Here is a 20,787-nt window from a genome sequence, read left to right on the forward strand (position 1 = left end):
TTGATAATTTTGTTATCTTCATTCCTATTTTTCCAGCCGATGTAAAAGACTCTTTCTTATTATTCATTAACTTACATTAACATTCGGTAAACTCATTGTTTAGTAAGTAAAAATGAAAAAAACAATTCTATCGTTGGGCATTGCCGCCTTAGCCACAGGATGTGGTGGGGGAGAGAGAGAATCACAACCTAATGCTCAAGCAAAACCAACGCCAGCTCCAGTTCAACAAGCTCTGGAAACTGGTAATGCACTGCTCGTTTCTGACCCGAGCGATTTCATTCGTAAAAGTCATCAGGTTGTGGAAGCTCACAAGATGCAGTCGAATACGATCAAGTCTGCAATTGCGAAAAACCTTTCAGGTCTTTATTGGGATCCAACCCATGATGCCGCGATCTTGGCACCTCAGTATGGCTTCAACGACACCATCTTGATGACCAATAAGGCCATGGCAAGCGGTTACAAAGATCAAGCTCTGTCAATTGGCGTTGCCGGGGAAAAGTCTAATGGTCAACGTTACGCACTATTAGGTAGTAACCCATTTAGAACGGCACAACGTTTTCCCGACTCTTCCAACGCAGCGATGACGAAATGGTTAAGTAACCTGGTCACTTGGTTGTCGGGCGGAGTTACTTCAAACGTCGTCATCGCGCAAATGGATCAGTCTTATTACTTTCCGGATGAGCAAGCGACTCGGAATTGGCTGAAAGACAATGTTTCACAAGAGTTGGCGTTTAACGAGGCCAACCTATGCGATGGTTCGAAGCTACTTAGCTGCTTGCAAACCAATACTCCAAACTTATTGATCTTGTCACAGCATCTGCAATCTGGAGATACCAACAAACCAGTACTCGAAGCTTTGGAATACGCTGAGCAAGCCCAAATTCCTGTTCTATACCTGCATTGGGATGGAGGACTAACTGATCTTGGCCAAGACATTTTGGAAAAATTCCATGTTGATTATGTGGGAGATAACTATTGGCGTAAGTTAGGCTTGGTCGACTGGGAACCTTCATCGTTGATGAACGTTGTGCCGGACTCTGTCATCACACAACAAGCGCTGTTGTCTCGTTTTGAATCTCAAAATTTCAACGTTGACTTGTCAAAGTGTGATGACAAATCCTGCCCTGACACTGCGAATATGGACAGTCAATTTTATGCAGGGGCAAACAGCATTCGCCATTGGTTGCAAAAGCTTGATGAACAAAAAGTAGATTTGTTTAATCAAAACGGCTACCAATACGAAAAACTCATGGTATTGCTGGCTGATCATTATCGTCAAACGGTTGTCTTCCCGATGGACAAACAATCAACCCAAACGACCGAATTCCTAAAGTCGTACTTTGCCGATTACGTGCAATACAACAGCCGAAGCGTAAACCCAAAACAACCAAATATGGGGAACTTCAGCCGTAGTGAGTTTAGCCCTGACATAAAGAGAATCAGTGCAACGATTAATATGGAATCAAAGCGTAACTTCCGTTCGGCTGGTGTGTATGCGCTTCCTGGGGAAACCTTTACGGTTAAACGTAATGACAGCAATGATGTGGCGACTAAGATTGTCATCAACACTTTAAGAAGTGGTGCAACTCATGAGTTCAGCAAAGATGGATACACGCGACCAAAACTGCTGACTTCATTCGGCTATGAAGTGAAGCCGGGTGAAACCATCACGCTGACTTCTCCTTATGGTGGTCCAGTACAGGTTCACTTTGACAAAAATGATGTTCCGGTTGAACTGAAATTTAATCATGTGGCACAGCATCCAGTTTGGAGAAGTGAGAAGGACAACGACGCTTTTATTCAACAGTTAGAAGCCAATTTATTCGATTGGGCTGAGCTGATCACTCCTGGGTTTGAAGTACACTCAAAGCGCGACAAAATGTTGGAGTCGGTCAACGATGAAATGTGGTCTACCCCTTCGGAAATGGCGCTTGCAACAGAAGAATATGTTCACAACTACCCGCATGTGCTGGCAGGTTTCCAAGGGCCGGGCATAGATGAAGTGCCTGAAATTATTCAATACGCCCAAAACCAAGGTTGGGAAATCGCCAATATTGATATAGTGAAGCACATGAACGCTGACCAAGCGACGTGTGGTTATGGTTGTTCGGGTAACCCTTACGATGCTTATTGGTCATTCAGCCCACTCGGTCACGGTGATTTACATGAGCTTGGTCATGGTTTAGAAAAAGGTCGATTCCGATTTTCAGGCTGGGAAGGGCATTCAACGACCAATTACTACTCGTATTACAGTAAGTCTCGTTTCTTCCAGAATACGGGGAAAGTTTCAACCTGCCAAAGCTTGGATTTCAAAGGCCAGTTTGAATTATTGCAAGCTAGCCGAACTCAAGCGGATCCAAACGCATACATGGCAGCGCAAAATCAAACCAGTTGGAGTTGGGGCGCTCGTGTTTACATTCAAATGATGATGGCGGCGCAGCATGAAGGTGTGCTTAAAAATGGTTGGCATTTATTGGCGCGCTTGCACCTGATTGAACGTGAGTTTAACCGCTTAAAATCGGACGATGCGCTTTGGGATGAGAGACGATTGAGTATTGGTTTCGCCAACTACTCTCGGGAAGAAGCAAATAGCATCTCGAACAACGACTGGTTGCTTATTGCTCTGAGCTACATTTCTCAGCGAGATATGACTAACTATCTCGATATGTGGGGGTTCTCGTTCACAGAAAAAGCGAAACAGCAGGTTGTGGCGCTGAATCTACCGCCGATGCCGCTCACTTACTTTGCAAGTAGTAATACAGGCTACTGTCTGAACGAATTTGCTCAAACACCGATAACTATTGATGGTCAAACGGTTTGGCCGCTGAATCAGTGATTAACTGGTAATTTGTATGAAAAGGGAGACTGAGTCTCCCTTTTTATTGGACTAAGCTTAGCGTTGAGTCTCGCTTATAGCTTTGCAATATATTACTTAAATGTTGACCAGATTGGTGCGTGATCTGAAGGCTTCTCGATACCACGAAGCTCATAGTCGATACCAGATTCAATACATTTTTCCGCTAGAGAAGGGGTTGCCAAAATGACATCAATTCGTAGGCCACGGTTATCATCAAAACCGCGAGAACGGTAGTCAAACCACGAAAATTGATCGTTCACCTCTGGGTATAGCTTACGGAAGGTGTCCACAAAGCCCCAGTCTAGTAAGGTTTTCAACCATTCGCGCTCTTCAGGTTGGAATGAACATTTACCTGTTTTTAGCCAACGTTTACGGTTTGGTTCGCCGATACCGATATCTGCATCAATAGGGCTGATGTTGATGTCACCCATAACAATCAATTGCTCGTCGTTATTGTGATGATCGTTTAGGTAGGTCATCAGATCTTTATAGAATTGGCGCTTGTATGGGAATTTGGTTTCGTGGCTGATGTTATCCCCTTGAGGGAAATAGCCGTTTAGCACAGTGACCTTTTCGCCGTTTTCATTTAAAAACGTTGCCATGATCATGCGCTTTTGATGTTCCTCGTTATCCGTCGGGAACCCTTTTTGTACGTGTAGAGGCTCTTGCTTACAAAGCATTGCTACGCCGTAATGTGCTTTTTGACCATGAAAATACACTTTGTAGCCCATGGCTTCGACAGCTTCAATCGGGAATGCTTCATCGTGAACTTTAATTTCCTGAAGACCAATCACATCAGGTTGGTGTTTGTCGATTAGCGCTTGGAGCTGGTGCAGTCGCGCACGTAGTCCATTGATGTTAAAGCTGATTACTTTCATTATTTATCCTTTTTGGGGCGTACTTTTTATGAATAGTATCATTGTGTAAGAGCACTGAAAACGAGTCTCGGTGAAAGGAGTGAAACGCTCTGAGCTACTTTGCTTTTAATTTGTTTTCTAAGTCGTTTTGCACGATCTTTAAAGCGTTAAGCGCAACTTCTGGATCTATCTCATTGCTCTCAAGCAAATAGATTAAATCGACAGCCAGTTTGATCTCTTCAGGTGCGTCATCTAAAGGCGAGGTTGGTTGATCAGCCATTATTGATGTTTTTCCCTATGTGTAATTTGGTTCTCTAGCTTAAGAAGTGCTGTTTCACAACGCGCTAAACGTTGCTCGGTTGCTAGTAATACTTTTTGAGCGTCGGCACGCATAAAACTAGGAGCGCTTTCGACAGCACGTTCTTTTTCTAACACCATCTCGCGCAAGCGTCTTGCCCACTCTTGATGTTGAGCGAGCTCCTGATAAAGCACGTTGATAGGCTTACGGAAATGGCTGCTATGTTTGATTTCATTCTTACGAATTTTAGTGGTAGAAATCTCGCGTTGAATCGCACCGATTTGCGCCACTAACCGTTCAGTGAGGTACTCAGCACGCAAAGCGGTGAGCTTACCTTCATTTTGCTCACGCACAATCGCACCCAGCGTGGCTTTTGCTTCTTTTACGCAAGGAGTAAGTAAGCGAGAGCGGCAACCAAATAAACGCTCATCAAAAAGCGGAACATGATGTTCGCCTCTTTGACGGTCAAGAACAGCGGCTTGCTTCGCCATTTGTTCTAGATTTTCCTGGAGTTGAGAAATGTTCATGACAAACCTACAAACCATGCGTCATAAGCCAATTTAATAGCTAGTATGCTGACGACAGTAACAAATACAGGACGAATGAATTTAGAACCAAATCTAATAGCGGAGTGCGCGCCAACAAAAGCACCAGCCATTAAACATACTCCCATTGTTAAGCCTAGCACCCAGTTGATGTGTCCGAGGAATGCAAAAGTGATCAAAGAGGTAAAGTTACTTGTAAAGTTCATTGCTTTTGCTAAGCCAGAGGCGAGCAAGATATTCAGCCGGTACAGCGCCATTGAACTTACTGTCCAAAAAGCCCCAGTTCCAGGCCCAGCGAGTCCGTCGTAGAATCCGATTGATAAGCCTTGTATGTACTGTTTTTTATGAAGTTTTGGGCAAGGCTCGGGGATTGGACTTTGATGAGCAGAGTGGGGCGTTTTATGAAAAACGGTATACAACGCTGCCGCCAAAATAACAAGTGGCAATCCTTTTTCCAGCCAATCCGTACTAATCGCATCTACAAATAGCGTACCTAATGTCGCTCCGACGAGTGTCGCCACGAATGCACGCCTCCAGCATTGAGGCTTGAATAGACGTTTTTTGTAGTACGTAAATGCCGCAGTAGAAGAAGCAAAGGTAGCGGCAAGTTTATTGGTGCCTAGTGCAATATGAGGCGGCAAGCCCAGCGACAGTAGAGCAGGTACGGTAAGCATGCCACCACCACCGGCAACTGCATCAATAAATCCAGCGACAAAAGCGACAAGCGCCAACACCAACAGCATGGTTGGCTCAATCATTTCCATAAATGGTGATTCTTCTAATATTCTATTTTACGTTTAAATGGAGGTAGTGAGTCGATTAAGGCTTGTCCGTATCGCTTAGTGACTAGGCGTCGATCAAGAATCGTTACTCTACCAGAATCTCTCTCTTTACGCAGTAAGCGACCTACGCTCTGGATCAGCTTTTTGCTTGCGTCAGGTACAGTTATTTGCATAAACGGGTTTCCTCCTTTTTTCTCAATGTATTCGGAATGAGCCTGCTCAACAGGGGAGGTTGGAACGCCAAATGGAATTTTTGTAATCACCAAGTTTTCAAGTAATTCGCCAGGTAAGTCTAGCCCCTCAGAGAAACTGCCAGTACCAAATAAGATGCTGGTTTTATTTGATTCTATTAACTTTTTATGTTTTTTTAGAATTTCTTGACGTGAGCTTTCACCTTGAACTTGCAACGCCCAGCCTTTTTTTATGAACTCCGAAGAGAGTGCCTTCGCGACTTGGTTCATCTGCCAATAGGATGAGAATAATGCTAAGTTGGCTTTCTTGTCTTCCAAGTACTTAGGCAAGATCTCAATAAGATATTCAGTAAATTGAGGCGCTGGTGGTTCATATTTCATCGCAGGGATGAGTAATTCTGCCTGGTTTTGGTAATCGAATGGTGACGCAAGCGCTAAAAACTGTGTGCCTGATTCTGGTTTTCCATCAATACCAACCTGATGGCAAAAGTAATGGAAGGAGTTTAATGCACGCATCGTTGCGGAAACCAAAATGGCGCCAATACATCTGCTCCAAATCTGTTGGTCGAGTTGCCATCCAATTTCAAGTGGCGAAACACTCACAATGAAATCACCCTCGCGATCAGGGTGGGTTTCTAACCAGCGAGCTAAAGGCGCACCTTTTTCACGAGCTGGTTCAGCCATTAAATGCCATACTTGCGCTAGGTTTTCTAACCTTTGAATGTAGAAACCGAGCTCTGCAAGCGCTGGTTCAGCCAACCTTGTCGCAAGCTCCCCGTCTTTTACTCTTTCCGCAATAAGGTCGGCAATTTTTGCCACACTCTGATTTGCTTTTTTACTGAACTGTTTTAGTTCTTTGGATTGGTTCTCTAACCACTCAGGTAGTTCACCGTGTTCGAAGCGGTAGATACCCTCTTCAAATTGAGCTGGGTCGAACTGTTTGGGCAATTGAGTCAGTGCCGGTATCAAGTTCTGAACCGCGTCTTGAAGGTCGTTGCGAAATCGAGCTACGCGTTTCTCGTCTGCGAGTGATGAAAACTTACTAATCGACTGATTTAACTTCTCAAGCCATGCTGCCGCGCCTTTTAAACTCGCAGATGCTGAAGCATGGTCACGAGCGACGTGAGGTAAGTGATGTGCCTCGTCGAAGACGTATATTGTATTTTCTGGCTCAGGTAAAATCACGCCGCCACCTAAATCTGCGTCTGCCATGACGAGAGAGTGGTTAGCAATGATGACATCGTTTTTATCCAACTCTGAGCGCGCTTTTTGGAATGGGCAGCCGCGGTGGCCTGGTAAACTGTTATTGCAACTGTGTTTATCACTGACAATCAGTTGCCAAAGCTTATCGTCGATGGGTTTAGGCCAAGAATCACGGTCACCGTCCCATTTACCTTGCGCAAGAGAGCGATGCATTGTTTCTAACAGCTCTATATCTTTTTGCTTAGGTTTGGTTTCAAACATGGCTAACTGGCCACCATCAGCACCGCTAGCAGTAGCGAGCTTTTCAGCGCAACAATAGCGTTGACGGCCTTTTGCCAAAATAAAAGAAAACTCTCGGTCGGTAATCCGACGAAAAAGAGGGAGGTCTTTATTTATGAGCTGCTCTTGCAGAGCGACGGTCGCCGTTGAGATAACCACTTTTCTATTGTTATGTACAGCCACGGGAATGGTCGCCATTAGATAGGAGAGCGATTTACCAATTCCAGTCCCTGCTTCTGCAACGAGTATTCGGTTAGATTTGTGATACTGACCGCACAGCGTTTTTGCAATCTCTGCAACAAGGTAGTTTTGTGCTCTTCTAGGCACAAAGTTATCAAGTTGATCTTGAAGGTTTTGATAGCTATTACGAATCGATTTTTGAATGTTACTGGTCAGCATACGGGCCTCAAATGCGTTGGAGGCGAATAGTAGCACACATCACTAGTTGTACAGTAGTTCACAAAACGGAATGCTTTTATAAGGAATGTAGATCTCCTTCACAAAAAAATATTGAACCTTATCTTAATGAAATTAATTTCATTATATGAAAAATATAAAACTCCAACTTGGTCTGATTTGTGGGTTTTTATTCTTTTTTTTGTTGTTTTAAATTTACTTATTGGATTAAAAAACCATTTGTTAATAATTTTGTAAATTACAAATAATAATGGAGATTGGTTAGATGTTCGTCGAATAAATAAAGGTAAACTTATCAAGTTGTTGTTTTATAATGGTATTTTGTTTTTTTTTACATTGGTATTTAGAAAATTTGACAGCCAGAATAATCTTTTGCACTCTTAGCTCCAGATTTTGAGGAGGTGCTGTATAACGTTTTGTTAACGCTCTACCTCAAACATATAAAAAAAGGGAACCGGACAAGGATATCCCGAACTAAGAAAAGGCAGTGGATTAATTATGAAAAAAACTCTATTAGCACTAGCTGTAGTTGCGTCTGCAACTTCAGTGAACGCAGCTGAAGTATTCAAATCTGAAGAAGGTTCTGTAGATTTCTACGGTCAGCTACGTCCAACTCTTCTATTCACAGAAAAAACTGATCACACAGCAGAGCTAAACACTAGCTCTTCTCGTACTGGTGTGAACGCGGTTTACGTTGTTGACGAAAGCCTAAAAGTTCTGGGTGAAGTTGAAATCGGTGTTGCTCTAGGTGACAACTACGACGCAGGTGCTGATTCAAGCGAGCGTACAGATGACTCTGTATACGTACGTCGCCACATCATCGGTTTTGATATGGGTGATATGGGTACTCTTCGCTTCGGTAAAGAAGGTACTTGGGCTGATGACGTATACTTCGCAGATTACTCTTACTTCTTCGGTGGTAACGCAGCGGAAACTGCATACGGTCACGCTTGGAACAACGATTCTCAAATCAAATACGCTTACGAAAATGACGCGTTCTGGCTAAAAGCTGGTTACGCGCTAGGCGAAAAAGATTCTAACGAAGAAGTACTAGAAGTATTCGTTGGTAAATCTTTCAACGACCTATCTCTACACGCTGGTGTACTTACTGCGAACAACGACATCAACGTAACTAAAGAGAAAAAACTAGTTCTTAATGGTGTAGAGCAAACAGTTTCTCACACAGAGCGTACTGATAACGAAAACCTATCTTTTGAAGTAACTGCTGAGTACGCACTAAACGAGCACACTCTAGGTGCTACGTACTACTACAACGAAAACGAAGATAAGCTAGGTAAATCAACAGTTGATTCACACTACATCGTTGTAGCTGGTATGTTCGCTGTCGCTCCTAAAACAACTCTATACTCTGGTTACGAGTACCTAGCTCAGTCTACTGACGAAGCAGGTAAAGTAGACGCAGACTCTTCTTGGTTCTACGCTGGTGTTGAATACAAGTTCTCTAAATGGGCACGTGTATTCGCAGAAGCGGGTTACACTTTCGAAGGTACTGACTTCGACAACAAAGACACAGACGACGCAACTAACTTCGGTGTTGGTGCTCGTTTCTACTGGTAATCAATACCCAGTTTGATATTGTAAGACCCAGCTATATGCTGGGTCTTTTACTATGAAGATAAGGATGAAAAATTCTATGCAGTTATCATTAAAAGTGGCAATGGCACTGTCTATTTTTGCCAGTACAAACCTCTACGCTGCAACGACTTTAGTGGTTCCAGAAGACGTGAAGTTATTGGCCGTCAACATGGAGAAGCCAGATCTAGAAGGTGGTCTTTTTTCTAGTGAGAAGACAATCGAACTACCTGACGGAACGAATCAAATTGTCTTCAAATATCAACCTACATTCGAAATTAACGAAAACCTTAAGACGGTTTACAGTGATGTAATCGTTGCTAAATTTGATGCTGAAAACGAAAAGCTAACGTTTGAACTGCCAGAGTTTAAAACTCTTCGCCAAGCGCAAAACAACATCTCGCCTCTAGATTGGCAATTACTGGATACCAAAGGCCAACCTATTGCTTTGGTCGAAGATGTATTAGAGTCAGATGGTGTTCAAATTGGTCGTAATTACCCTCAAGAAACTCGTAACTACAATATTGCTGGCGGTATCGCGAGTGTTGCTGTTAGCTATGTAACTGTGAATCAGCATCAACAATCAGTAAGTGATATCGAGCCTCGAGTTGAGACTAGTGATACCCGTTCAACAGCCGCATCGAACGACAGCCCAATGGTTGATGTATTAAAGACGATGTACCAGAAAGCGTCTCCGGCGGAAAAAGAGGCCTTTAAAAACTGGCTTGCTGAGCAGTAATCCCTTAGTTCATTAGATAGGGCTTAACTGAAAAAGTACGAATCTAAAAAGCAGGCTTTAAGCCTGCTTTTATCTTTTCTGCTTATTAGAGAGAGATTTCTCTCCATTCACCAGGCATTAGGTCGTTAAGGACGATATCACCCATCGAATGACGAATGAGGCGCAAGGTAGGGAAGCCAATGTGCGCAGTCATGCGACGCACCTGACGATTTCTTCCTTCAATAATGGTAATGGCTAACCAAGTTGTAGGGATATTTGCTCGAAAACGAACAGGAGGCGTTCTGTCCCAGACTTGTGGTTCTGGAATAACTTCAACTTCGGCTGGTAGAGTCATACCATCTTTTAGCTCTACTCCCTTTCTCAATTTTTCAAGATCTTGCTCCTGAGGAGCGCCATCGACTTGAACCCAATAAGTCTTCGGCGATTTTGACTTTGGCTGCGTTAGCTTCGCCTGCAAGATGCCATCGTTAGTGAGTACCATTAAACCTTCGCTGTCTCGGTCCAATCGGCCAGCCGCATAGACATTTTTGATCGGGATATAGTCCGCTAACGTTTTGCGACCATCGCCATCGGTAAATTGACTGAGCGTATCGTAAGGCTTATTGAAAATAATGACTTTACGATCTTTAGGGGGCACTTTTGGCTTTTGGCTCTTTGTTGGGCGATTAGGGCGGCGGTCTTGCTGAGTACGAGTCTTCGAGCCATTGCGAGCTCCTGAGTGTTTAAAATGGCCCGTTTTAGACTGGTTACGACTGCGACCTTTTTCCTGACCTGTACGAGATGACATGTTAACTACCCTGCAAAAATGTAAATGAACTGTGTTTGAAAGTTTTAAGTTTTCTCATGATCGGATATGATTTGCGCGCCTAAAACTAACAAACGCGCACAGAATGATAGACTAATTCGTGTTATTTGTTTAATTATATCAGTGCACTCATGGATTCAGAGCTTAGAGCTTCAAACTACAACAAAGAGTGCGAACCGCATGTGGCGTTAGTGAGGAGACATGTACTGCTAACGCGCAGCAATGCGTCAATTAAACCAACTCAGACGCTGAGTTGATCAGCCAACAAGTTGATTAAAAAATAGGGAAATTTCATGCCTACAGAAAAACCTACAATTATCTACACCATCACTGATGAAGCGCCGGCGCTAGCAACTTATTCATTACTACCAATCATTCAATCATTCACAGCATCGTCTGGCATCAATGTAGATACTCGTGATATTTCACTAGCAGGTCGAATTATCGCTAACTTCCCAGAGCATCTAAAAGAAGAACAGCGCATTGGCGATGCGTTGACTGAGCTTGGTGAACTAGCTCAAACTCCAGAAGCAAATATCATCAAGCTACCTAACATTTCAGCTTCAGTTCCTCAGCTTAAAGCGGCGATTAAAGAGCTTCAGGCGAAAGGTTACGATTTACCAAACTACCCAGAAGAGCCGAGCACGTACGAAGAGAAAGCGATTAAAGCGGCTTACGACAAAATCAAAGGTAGTGCGGTTAACCCAGTACTTCGTGAAGGTAACTCAGACCGTCGTGCTCCGACTTCGGTTAAGAACTACGCGAAGAAAAACCCACACTCAATGGGTGCATGGTCAGCAGAATCTAAGTCCCATGTTGCGAGCATGTCAGACAATGACTTCTTTGGTAGCGAAAAGTCTACAACTATCTCTGGTGCAACAGAGGTCAAAATCGAGTTTGTCGGTAATGATGGTACAGTTAAAGAGCTTAAGTCTGCGTTCCCATTACTAGATAAAGAAGTCATTGATACTTCAGTAATGAAGAAGAAGGCGTTGGTTGAATTTTTCGAGAAAGAGATTGCTGAAGCGAAAGCACAAGACGTGCTGCTGTCTCTTCATATGAAAGCGACGATGATGAAAGTTTCTGACCCTGTCATTTTCGGCCATGCCGTAAAAGTTTACTACAAAGACGTTTTCGATAAGTACGGTAAGCTGTTTGAAGAGCTAGGTGTTGATGTAAACAATGGCATCGGTGATGTTTACTCAAAAATTGAGTCTCTACCTGAAGCGCAAAAAGCAGAAATTGAAGCGGCCATTCAAGCGGTTTACCAAACTCAACCAGAACTTGCGATGGTTGACTCTGATCGTGGTATCACAAACTTACATGTACCAAGTGACATTATTGTAGATGCTTCTATGCCAGCAATGCTTCGCTCTTCGGGTCAAATGTGGGGACCAGATGGTAAACAAAAAGACACCAAAGCGATGATTCCAGATCGTAGCTACGCAGGTATTTACCAAGCGGTTATTGATTTCTGTAAAGAGCACGGCGCATTTGATCCAACCACTATGGGTAGCGTACCTAACGTTGGTCTAATGGCTCAGAAAGCTGAAGAGTATGGTTCTCACGACAAGACATTCATTCTAGACGCTGCGGGTACTGTTCGCGTTGTTGATGCTTCAGGTAACGTACTGTTAGAGCAAGCGGTTGAAGAAGGTGATATCTTCCGTATGTGTCAGGTTAAAGACGCACCAATCCAAGATTGGGTTAAACTAGCAGTGACTCGCGCACGTGCAACAGGTGTTCCAGCTGTATTCTGGCTAGATGAAAACCGCGCGCACGATGCTGAGCTCATCAAGAAAGTAAACGCCTACCTACCAGATCACGATACTGACGGTCTAGAGATTAAGATCCTATCTCCTGTTGAAGCTTGTAAGTACTCACTAGAGCGTATGAAAGCGGGCCTAGATACTATCTCTGTTACAGGTAATGTTCTTCGTGACTACCTAACAGACTTGTTCCCAATTCTCGAGTTAGGTACGTCTGCTAAGATGCTATCTATTGTTCCATTGATGAATGGTGGTGGTCTATTTGAAACAGGCGCTGGTGGTTCTGCTCCTAAGCACGTTCAACAAGTAGAAAAAGAGAATCACCTTCGTTGGGATTCTTTGGGCGAGTTCCTAGCGCTTGCAGCTTCGTTAGAGCATTTAAGTGTAGCGACAAACAATCCTAAGGCTCAGGTTCTCGCAGATACACTAGATAAAGCGACCGGTGAGTTTTTAGACACCAACAAATCTCCGTCACGTAAAGTGGGTGAGCTAGATAACCGTGGAAGCCACTTCTATCTTGCACTTTACTGGGCGAAAGCGCTTTCAGAGCAAACGGATGATGCGGATCTTGCTGCTGAATTTGCACCAATTGCAAAAGCGCTGTCAGAGCAGGAAGAAACGATCGTTGCTGAGCTAAATAATGCGCAAGGCGTGAAAGGTGAGCTAGGAGGTTACTACTTACTAGACGATGCATTGGTTTCTAAATTGATGCGTCCAAGCGAAACCTTTAACGCAATCATTAACAAGTAAGTTAGTGTAAAAACACGTCGTTTTCGGCGTGTTTCCTATCCTGTAAGTGCGTTGTAAGTGTTCCTTTTGTAACACGTGCTCTAAATAGTAAGAAACCCGCTATCTTGGCGGGTTTATTTTTCTCTTCAAAACATCAACGTGGCGTTTCGAGAGCAATATTTTTATATTTCGACAGCGCTCTAATTATTTGGCTTGGCCTTCAAGAGGCACGACGCTACTCGCGTGACAGCCTTTGGGACCTTTTTCAATCTCGTAAGAGACTTGTTGGCCTGCTTTCAGTGTACGATAACCGTCCATCTGGATAGTTGAGTAGTGGGCAAAGATATCTCCCTCTTCTTCATCTGAACAAATAAACCCAAATCCTTTGGCATTGTTAAACCACTTTACTGTACCTGTAGCCATGCTTTACATCCCTCATGCATTTTTTACTGATGTTGTTACTGCAACCAAGTTATACCTTTAACTTGGTACTACCATTGTCAGCGAATGCCAACAAACGTCAAATCAATGATAAGTCACATTCATCAAACCACTTAAAGAAGAGAGGTTTCAAAATGATGATTTATGCATCGACACTTTCCACTGTAGTCAATGAATTTCGACAGTCAATAGCAGTGAGCAACAAACAGAAACATAATTGAAAACAAATCACTTTTGAGATTAACAAATTTGCAAACAGTTTTTCGTATATACGCAGAAGTTTAGTCAATTTGCCTATGAAGTGGCTCATACTGAAAAAGCCATACTGTCCGTGTTGCTTATGGGAGAAGAATCCTCTGACTGAATAAAAAATGAAGTTTTCGTGATAATTACCGTATTCTCAATGAGGAAGTGTGATCCAGATAGAAGATGATGGGGTGGTTTGCAATAGTCCGAAAGCAATAAATAGAAAGTTCTTTTATAAGAAAAAATGTGTAACTTATCGACAAGCATCTTTTATTTGCGCCGTATCAAGACGTGCATTAGTCTCTATATTAGGTAGCAACTTTTATCGTTCAAAGATCGAATTCGGTGCCATAACTCACTACACCGCGCTGCACGCTTGTGGTAGATTGTTTTTATAGGTCGAAAACATCAACCCTTTGATACGATATCTTTAGATTGCCATGAGTAAAAATTTTGAATGGGTCACTCCGGACTCTGATCTTCTGGAGCGAGAAAGTACGAAAGTCCAGCCACCTAAGCTGTACAATGTCGTACTCAATAATGATGACTATACACCTATGGATTTCGTCATAGAGGTGCTTGAGCGATTTTTCTCACATGATATTGATAAAGCAACTCAAATCATGCTTCAGGTCCACTATGAAGGAAAGGCAATCTGCGGCACATACAGCGCAGAAATTGCCGAAACAAAAGTAGCGCAAGTTACGATGTACGCAAGGGAAAATGAACATCCGCTACTTTGCACTATGGAGCAAGCGTAAACAAAGAAGACTTGCTCGAACAACCCCAGTTGTTTTTTCGGGAGGTACTTATGCTAAATAAAGAACTAGAGTCAAGCCTTAACGGTGCATTTGCTCGGGCGCGAGATAAACGCCACGAGTTTATGACTGTCGAACACCTCCTACTTGCATTGTTGGAAAATGATGCAGCTAAGGAAGCCCTTCTAGCTTGTAAGGCGGATCTTGACGCTTTACGCAACGAACTCGATATTTTCATCGATCAAACTACGCCTCTTATCCCAGATAGTGATGAGACGCGTGAAACGCAGCCGACTTTGAGTTTTCAACGTGTACTACAACGCGCCGTCTTTCATGTACAGTCGTCTGGTCGTAATGAAGTAACAGGCGCCAACGTGCTTGTTGCTATCTTCAGTGAACAAGAGTCGCATGCCGCTTACTTACTGAAGAAAAATGACATCTCCCGATTAGATATTGTTAACTTCATCTCCCACGGTATTACTAAAGCATCAGGTGCAGGTGAGGATTCATCATCAGACTCGTTTAGCTCAGAAAGTGTTGAAGAGCCTAATTCTGAAGAACGCCTAGAAAGCTTTGCGACGAATCTTAATCAAGTCGCTAAAGATGGAAACATCGACCCACTCATTGGACGTGATAAAGAGTTAGAGCGCACTATTCAGGTACTTTGTCGACGCCGCAAGAATAATCCACTACTAGTGGGTGAGGCAGGGGTTGGTAAAACAGCCATAGCGGAAGGTCTTGCATGGAGAATTGTCGAAGGGCAGGTCCCTGAGGTTATTCAAAACAGCGTGATTTATTCACTAGATATTGGCTCTTTGCTCGCTGGTACCAAATACCGCGGTGATTTTGAAAAGCGCTTCAAGGCGATTTTGAAACAACTTGAAAAAGAAGAAGATGCCATTTTGTTCATCGATGAAATACATACCATCATCGGTGCAGGCGCGGCATCTGGTGGTCAAGTCGATGCAGCAAATCTTATTAAGCCTCTTTTAAGTAGCGGTAAGTTGCGTTGTATTGGTTCGACGACATACCAAGAATACAGCAACATTTTCGAGAAAGAGCGTGCGTTGTCTCGCCGCTTCCAAAAGATAGACGTTGTAGAGCCCTCATTGGATGATACAACTAAAATCTTGATGGGCTTGAAGCCGAAGTACGAAGCTCACCATGAAGTACGTTATACCAATAAAGCACTGCGTGCCGCGGTAGAACTGTCGGCTAAATACATTAATGAACGCCATCTACCAGATAAGGCCATTGATGTCATTGATGAAGCTGGTGCTCGTAGTCGTCTTGCTCCTGCAAGCCGTCGTAAAAAAACGGTCGGAGTGGCTGATATCGAATCAATGGTTGCCAAAATGGCGCGAATTCCAGAGAAGTCGGTTTCTTCTTCAGATAAAGACATTTTGAAAAACTTAGATAGCAAAATGAAGATGTTGGTATTCGGTCAAGATAATGCGATTGATGCATTATCCGAGGCGATCAAGCTGACACGTGCAGGTTTAGGTGTAGACAACAAACCTGTTGGTTCATTCTTGTTTGCAGGCCCAACAGGGGTTGGTAAAACAGAGGTGACGGTGCAGTTATCTAAGCTTCTAGGTATCGAACTACTTCGTTTTGATATGTCTGAGTATGGTGAGCGTCACTCCGTAAGTCGCTTAATTGGTGCGCCTCCTGGTTATGTCGGTTATGACCAAGGTGGTTTGCTAACCGATGCTGTTATTAAGCACCCACATTCAGTCGTATTACTTGATGAGATTGAAAAAGCGCACCCTGATATCTTTAACCTGTTGTTGCAAGTCATGGATAACGGTACGCTAACGGACAACAATGGTCGCAAAGCAGACTTCCGTAATGTCATTCTTGTTATGACAACTAACGCAGGTGTGGCGGAAACCGAGAAGAAATCAATTGGTTTGATTCAACAAGACAATAGTCACGATGCAATGGCGGAAATTAAGAAGGTGTTTACTCCTGAGTTCCGTAACCGTCTTGATAACATCATCTGGTTTAACAGCCTTGATGAAAGCGTTATCCATCAAGTGGTTGATAAGTTCATTGTTGAACTGCAAGTGCAACTTGATGCGAGAGGCGTTTCAATGGAAGTATCGCAAGACGCTCGCCATTGGTTAGCACATAAAGGTTATGACAAAGCTATGGGGGCTCGCCCAATGGGGCGTGTTATCCAAGAACAGCTTAAGAAGCCTTTGGCTAACGAACTGTTGTTTGGATCTTTAGTTGACGGCGGTACAGTGAAGGTAACGCTGGTCAACGATACGCTTGAGTTTGAATACTTAAGTGAGAAAGAGACAGCGATGCATTAATCGTTAGTCGGTAACAAACGCAAAAGCGTACGAGAAGATCGTACGCTTTTTTTATCTGAATTAAATCGGAAAAAATTGTGCAATAAAAAACGGAGCAGCTTGCTCCGTTTTTTATTGCATCCGAAAATCAGAGATTAACGAGCGCGGAAGACGATGCGGCCTTTTGACAGGTCGTATGGAGTCATCTCTACAGTTACTTTGTCACCCGTTAGGATACGGATGTAGTTCTTACGCATCTTGCCAGAGATGTGAGCAGTCACAACGTGACCGTTTTCAAGTTCAACACGGAACATAGTGTTTGGTAGAGTGTCAAGGACAGTGCCTTGCATCTCGATTACGTCTTCTTTAGCCATTTAATCCTCTTTAGAAATTAGGCAATATTAGCGGGCTATATTCTGCCGCTAAATAGTAATTATGTAAAGTTGAGGCGTATTCTACCCTCGCCAACGCTGATTTACTAGCCTTTGGTGGCGTTGAAAGCGTGTTTTGTAGCTCATTGCTGGGCACTCATCAATCTGATATCCCAAATATAGCCACTGTTGTTTGTTTTCTTGGCAGTATTTAATTTGATAAAGCACTGCTAACGTGCCAAGAGATAACTCGTAGTCAGGGTCAAAGAAAGTATAAAAAGCACTCGAGCATTGTGGCATCAAATCTGTCACCGCAATGGCGAGCAATTGATCTGATTCATCGTAAATGTGTAAAAACGACGTTGTCAGCCAGCTAGTTTGAGCAAATCGAGCAAACTCATCACGCTTTGGTGGGTACATAGTGCCGTTTTTATGCCGTTTGCAGATGTACCGACTGTAAAGCTCAAACCATTCCTCATCCATTTCAGGTTTCATTTCCCAGCGTAAAGACTGTGCTTTATTAAGCAGCCTCTTCTGACTTTTTGATAATCTAACGTCTGGAATCGAGACTCGAATTGGCTGGCAAGCGGTGCAATGCTCGCAATGCGGTTTATATATGGTATCTCCGCTACGACGAAAACCGTTAGCCATGAGCAACTGGTAATTTTCTTCAGTATGCAGCCTTTCATCAAGCGCCACCGCAACCCGCTCTTGCCGTTCAGGCAAATAACTACAAGGGTGATTATTCGTCAACCCTATTCGAATATGTTGTATATCCGTACTCATACTGAATCCTGCAAAACTTGGGGCTGATAGGTATCAAATAGTGTTTGCTTTTCTCTTAAAGATAGTAGTTTTTGCATAAATTCGTCACGCTCAAGTTCAAATGCGCCAAGTGATGCCAAGTGAGAATTCATAACTTGGCAATCGATTAATTGACCTTGCTTTGACGCCAAATGGTTGCATAAGTACCACAATGCAATTTTGGATGCGTTATCTTTTAGGCTAAACATCGACTCCCCGCAAAAAAGTTGGCCCACGCAGATGCCATATAGTCCGCCAATCAGGTTGTTGTCATGCCATACTTCTACAGAGTGACAGTGACCAAGTTTGGCTAACTCAATGTAGGAAGTTTGCATTTCCTCGTTGAGCCATGTTTCCTCTGCAGGGCGTGTTGAAGAACATAGTCTAATCACTTCTTCTGTCGCGAAATTGAGTGTTACTTTATAGTTATGTTTACGCTGAAATTTTTTGAGACTTTTAGATGGCTTAAACTGCAATGGGTCAAACACAGCGCGCGGAGAAGGGCTCCACCATAAAATAGGTTCACCAGGACCATACCAAGGGAAAATGCCTTGATAGTAACCATTGAGGATTCTCATGGGGTTTAAGTCACCACCAAAAGCCAGCAAACCATTGGGGTCGCTGAGTGCTTTATAGGGTGAGGGAAAGTTGAACGTTTCATCGAGTTCAGTTAAATAAATAGCCATAAGAAGTCGTTACCAACATTGGAGTCAGAGGAGTTTATGATGACCTGGTTAAGAAATATCGTAAAAGTATGGCTTGGGATCATACTGTTTTTACCACTTGTCGCCAACGCAGCCTATGAAAGAAATGTTGCCAAGCCAGTTAATGAAGTAGTTTACGGGAAGATTGACTCTGTCCGTTATATTACTCAACAAGAGGTTGTTCAATCGAAAAGTAACGGTTGGAAGACACTACTTGGTGCCACTATCGGTGGTTTAGTCGGTAATCAATTTGGTGGCGGTACGGGAAGAGAAGTCGCGACGGCAGTGGGTGCGCTTGCAGGTGCCGCAGTTGCTCAAAACCAAAGTAATTACCAATACACGGTTGAATATAAGTTAGTTGAGCTACTCATCAAAGTGAAGGGTGATAAGCTAATTAATGTCATCCAAGATGTTGATAAAAATATGTTATTTAGTCGAGGGGATGAAGTTCGTATTTTATATTTTGATGATGGAGTCAGGGTTGATATCACTTATTAACCCTAGGTTGTTTTAGTCTAACGAAGCCTAATCAGGCATGTACAGTCGGGCTGGCTTATCGTCAAATAAAGTTGAAATAGTTTGCTGTTTCGCCGTGCTTCTTTCGCTCTGATTTACATCGCTGGCAATGCCTTTAATTCTGTATCTTTAGGCTGCTTGAGGATATTCATAAATTAGCGCCGATTTACTCTGGTTTTGTCGTGTTTTTTTGGGTAGTCTGAATTCACGAAGAATTGTTTAGCCCTCATAAAAAATCGTATGTTGAGGGCACAAAGGATTATCAACTTTTAATGGAAAGCCTAACGTTACAACCTATCAATAAAATTCAAGGGGAAGTGAACCTTCCTGGCTCTAAAAGTGTTTCTAATCGAGCTCTTTTACTTGCTGCTCTTGCTAAAGGCAGAACTCGCCTTACTAATCTCCTCGACAGTGATGATATTCGTCATATGCTGAATGCGCTGACTAAACTAGGCGTTCAATACCAACTTTCCGAAGATAAAACAGAATGTCTCGTTGACGGCCTTGGGCGTCCGTTTTCTGTCTCAGAGCCGGTAGAGTTATTTCTCGGCAATGCTGGCACTGCGATGCGACCATTAGCTGCGGCTCTTTGTCTTGGAGAAGGGGAGTATGTACTGACGGGCGAACCTCGTATGAAAGAGCGTCCAATTGGTCACCTTGTCACGGCACTGAAAGATGCTGGTGCGAACGTTGAGTACATGGAAAACGAGAACTTTCCGCCTCTCAAAATAATTGGTACTGGCCTAAAAGCAGGTACAGTTTCTATCGATGGGTCCATTTCAAGTCAGTTCTTGACCGCTTTCTTAATGTCTGCGCCATTGGCTGAAGGTGAAATTCGCATCAACATCGAAGGCGATTTGGTTTCTAAGCCTTATATCGATATCACCCTGCATATCATGAAGCAGTTTGGAGTCGATGTGATCAACAACGACTATCAAGAGTTTGTGATTCCAGCCGGTCAGCAATACATCGCTCCAGGTGATTTCTTGGTTGAAGGTGACGCGTCTTCTGCTTCTTACTTCTTGGCGGCGGCAGCCATCAAAGGCGGAGAAGTTAAAGTCACGGGTATCGGTAAAAACAGCATTCAAGGTGATATTCAATTTGCTGATGCGCTTGAAAAAATGGGTGCAGAAATTGAATGGGGTGATGACTACGTAATTTCGCGTGTTGGTCAATTAAAAGGCATTGATATGGATTACAACCATATCCCTGATGCTGCAATGACCATCGCGACAACAGCGTTATTTGCCAAAGGCACTACCGCTATTCGTAACGTTTATAACTGGCGTGTAAAAGAAACAGACCGTTTGTCAGCTATGGCGACTGAGTTACGTAAAGTTGGTGCGGAAGTGGAAGAAGGGGAAGACTACATCATCGTCAAACCTGTCTCTCAGTTAAAGCATGCTGCGATTGATACTTACGATGATCATCGAATGGCGATGTGTTTTTCGCTGGTGGCACTTAGTGATACGCCTGTGACGATTAACGATCCAAAGTGTACGTCGAAAACGTTCCCTGACTACTTCGACAAACTTAAGGCTTTAAGCTGCTAAATATTCTGACCTGAAACATGAAAGCCAGAG

Annotated in this window: 18 protein-coding genes; 8 read left to right on the forward strand and 10 right to left on the reverse strand. The window is 43.3% G+C overall.

The window, feature by feature from the left end:
* The first annotated feature begins 112 nt into the window (after positions 1 to 112).
* On the forward strand, positions 113 to 2,836 hold the full coding sequence (locus R7D93_RS07295; RefSeq protein WP_225495519.1) for an ImpA family metalloprotease: 2,724 nt from the start codon (positions 113 to 115) through the stop codon (positions 2,834 to 2,836).
* 92 nt (positions 2,837 to 2,928) lie between these two features.
* Here the strand turns inward: R7D93_RS07295 and xthA are convergent, their stop codons facing one another.
* The 5 genes from xthA to dinG form a co-directional block, all read right to left on the reverse strand.
* Positions 2,929 to 3,735, reverse strand: coding sequence for an exodeoxyribonuclease III (xthA, locus tag R7D93_RS07300; RefSeq protein WP_005378433.1), 807 nt, complete (start codon positions 3,733 to 3,735; stop codon positions 2,929 to 2,931).
* Between the two features lie 94 nt (positions 3,736 to 3,829).
* Complete coding sequence (rsmS, locus tag R7D93_RS07305; protein WP_005378432.1) at positions 3,830 to 3,994, reverse strand: pleiotropic regulatory protein RsmS; 165 nt, start codon at positions 3,992 to 3,994, stop codon at positions 3,830 to 3,832.
* Positions 3,994 to 4,539 (reverse strand): primosomal replication protein, encoded by a 546-nt coding sequence (locus tag R7D93_RS07310; protein ID WP_017820026.1) that lies wholly within the window; start codon positions 4,537 to 4,539, stop codon positions 3,994 to 3,996. Before R7D93_RS07310 ends, rsmS begins: the two co-directional genes overlap by 1 nt.
* Positions 4,536 to 5,321, reverse strand: a complete 786-nt coding sequence (locus R7D93_RS07315) for a sulfite exporter TauE/SafE family protein (RefSeq protein ID WP_138940022.1) — start codon at positions 5,319 to 5,321, stop codon at positions 4,536 to 4,538. The genes R7D93_RS07310 and R7D93_RS07315 overlap by 4 nt, the downstream gene beginning before the upstream one ends.
* 14 nt (positions 5,322 to 5,335) lie before the next feature.
* Positions 5,336 to 7,411, reverse strand: coding sequence for an ATP-dependent DNA helicase DinG (gene dinG / locus R7D93_RS07320; RefSeq protein WP_158156106.1), 2,076 nt, complete (start codon positions 7,409 to 7,411; stop codon positions 5,336 to 5,338).
* A 516-nt stretch (positions 7,412 to 7,927) separates the two neighbouring features.
* Here dinG and R7D93_RS07325 point away from each other — a divergent pair.
* Together R7D93_RS07325 and R7D93_RS07330 are read left to right on the forward strand one after the other, a co-directional pair.
* Positions 7,928 to 9,007: a porin gene (locus tag R7D93_RS07325; protein WP_005378424.1), complete on the forward strand. Its 1,080-nt coding sequence runs from the start codon at positions 7,928 to 7,930 to the stop codon at positions 9,005 to 9,007.
* A gap of 76 nt (positions 9,008 to 9,083) precedes the next feature.
* Entirely contained in the window at positions 9,084 to 9,761 is a 678-nt protein-coding gene (locus R7D93_RS07330; protein WP_017820027.1) for a DUF2057 family protein, read from the forward strand.
* 85 nt (positions 9,762 to 9,846) lie between these two features.
* Here R7D93_RS07330 and R7D93_RS07335 read toward each other — a convergent pair whose 3' ends face one another.
* A complete protein-coding gene (locus tag R7D93_RS07335) occupies positions 9,847 to 10,548 on the reverse strand; it encodes a pseudouridine synthase (RefSeq protein WP_042522115.1) in 702 nt (233 codons plus the stop codon).
* 311 nt (positions 10,549 to 10,859) lie between these two features.
* Here R7D93_RS07335 and R7D93_RS07340 point away from each other — a divergent pair, with 311 nt between their 5' ends.
* Positions 10,860 to 13,085: an NADP-dependent isocitrate dehydrogenase gene (locus tag R7D93_RS07340; protein ID WP_005378404.1), complete on the forward strand. Its 2,226-nt coding sequence runs from the start codon at positions 10,860 to 10,862 to the stop codon at positions 13,083 to 13,085.
* 183 nt (positions 13,086 to 13,268) lie between these two features.
* Here the strand turns inward: R7D93_RS07340 and cspD are convergent, their stop codons facing one another.
* Entirely contained in the window at positions 13,269 to 13,487 is a 219-nt protein-coding gene (gene cspD / locus R7D93_RS07345; protein WP_005378407.1) for a cold shock domain-containing protein CspD, read from the reverse strand.
* Between the two features lie 704 nt (positions 13,488 to 14,191).
* Here cspD and clpS point away from each other — a divergent pair.
* Together clpS and clpA are read left to right on the forward strand one after the other, a co-directional pair.
* Complete coding sequence (clpS, locus tag R7D93_RS07350; RefSeq protein WP_005378419.1) at positions 14,192 to 14,512, forward strand: ATP-dependent Clp protease adapter ClpS; 321 nt, start codon at positions 14,192 to 14,194, stop codon at positions 14,510 to 14,512.
* Positions 14,513 to 14,562: 50 nt separating this feature from the next.
* A complete protein-coding gene (gene clpA / locus R7D93_RS07355; protein ID WP_005387879.1) occupies positions 14,563 to 16,830 on the forward strand; it encodes an ATP-dependent Clp protease ATP-binding subunit ClpA in 2,268 nt (755 codons plus the stop codon).
* Between the two features lie 134 nt (positions 16,831 to 16,964).
* Here clpA and infA read toward each other — a convergent pair whose 3' ends face one another.
* The 3 genes from infA to aat form a co-directional block, all read right to left on the reverse strand.
* A complete protein-coding gene (gene infA, locus R7D93_RS07360) occupies positions 16,965 to 17,183 on the reverse strand; it encodes a translation initiation factor IF-1 (RefSeq protein WP_001040192.1) in 219 nt (72 codons plus the stop codon).
* Between the two features lie 81 nt (positions 17,184 to 17,264).
* Positions 17,265 to 17,966 carry an arginyltransferase gene (locus R7D93_RS07365; protein ID WP_005378346.1) on the reverse strand — a complete coding sequence of 234 codons (702 nt, stop codon included), beginning with the start codon at positions 17,964 to 17,966 and terminating at the stop codon, positions 17,265 to 17,267.
* Positions 17,963 to 18,670: a leucyl/phenylalanyl-tRNA--protein transferase gene (gene aat, locus R7D93_RS07370; protein ID WP_137281834.1), complete on the reverse strand. Its 708-nt coding sequence runs from the start codon at positions 18,668 to 18,670 to the stop codon at positions 17,963 to 17,965. The genes R7D93_RS07365 and aat overlap by 4 nt, the downstream gene beginning before the upstream one ends.
* A gap of 39 nt (positions 18,671 to 18,709) precedes the next feature.
* Here aat and R7D93_RS07375 point away from each other — a divergent pair, with 39 nt between their 5' ends.
* Entirely contained in the window at positions 18,710 to 19,186 is a 477-nt protein-coding gene (locus tag R7D93_RS07375) for a glycine zipper 2TM domain-containing protein (RefSeq protein WP_005378348.1), read from the forward strand.
* Positions 19,187 to 19,476: 290 nt separating this feature from the next.
* Positions 19,477 to 20,757 carry a 3-phosphoshikimate 1-carboxyvinyltransferase gene (gene aroA / locus R7D93_RS07380; RefSeq protein WP_213868323.1) on the forward strand — a complete coding sequence of 427 codons (1,281 nt, stop codon included), beginning with the start codon at positions 19,477 to 19,479 and terminating at the stop codon, positions 20,755 to 20,757.
* Positions 20,758 to 20,787 lie beyond the last annotated feature (30 nt).

It is taken from the genome of Vibrio sp. YT-15 (genome assembly GCF_033337445.1).
GTDB classification, from domain to species: domain Bacteria; phylum Pseudomonadota; class Gammaproteobacteria; order Enterobacterales; family Vibrionaceae; genus Vibrio; species Vibrio alginolyticus.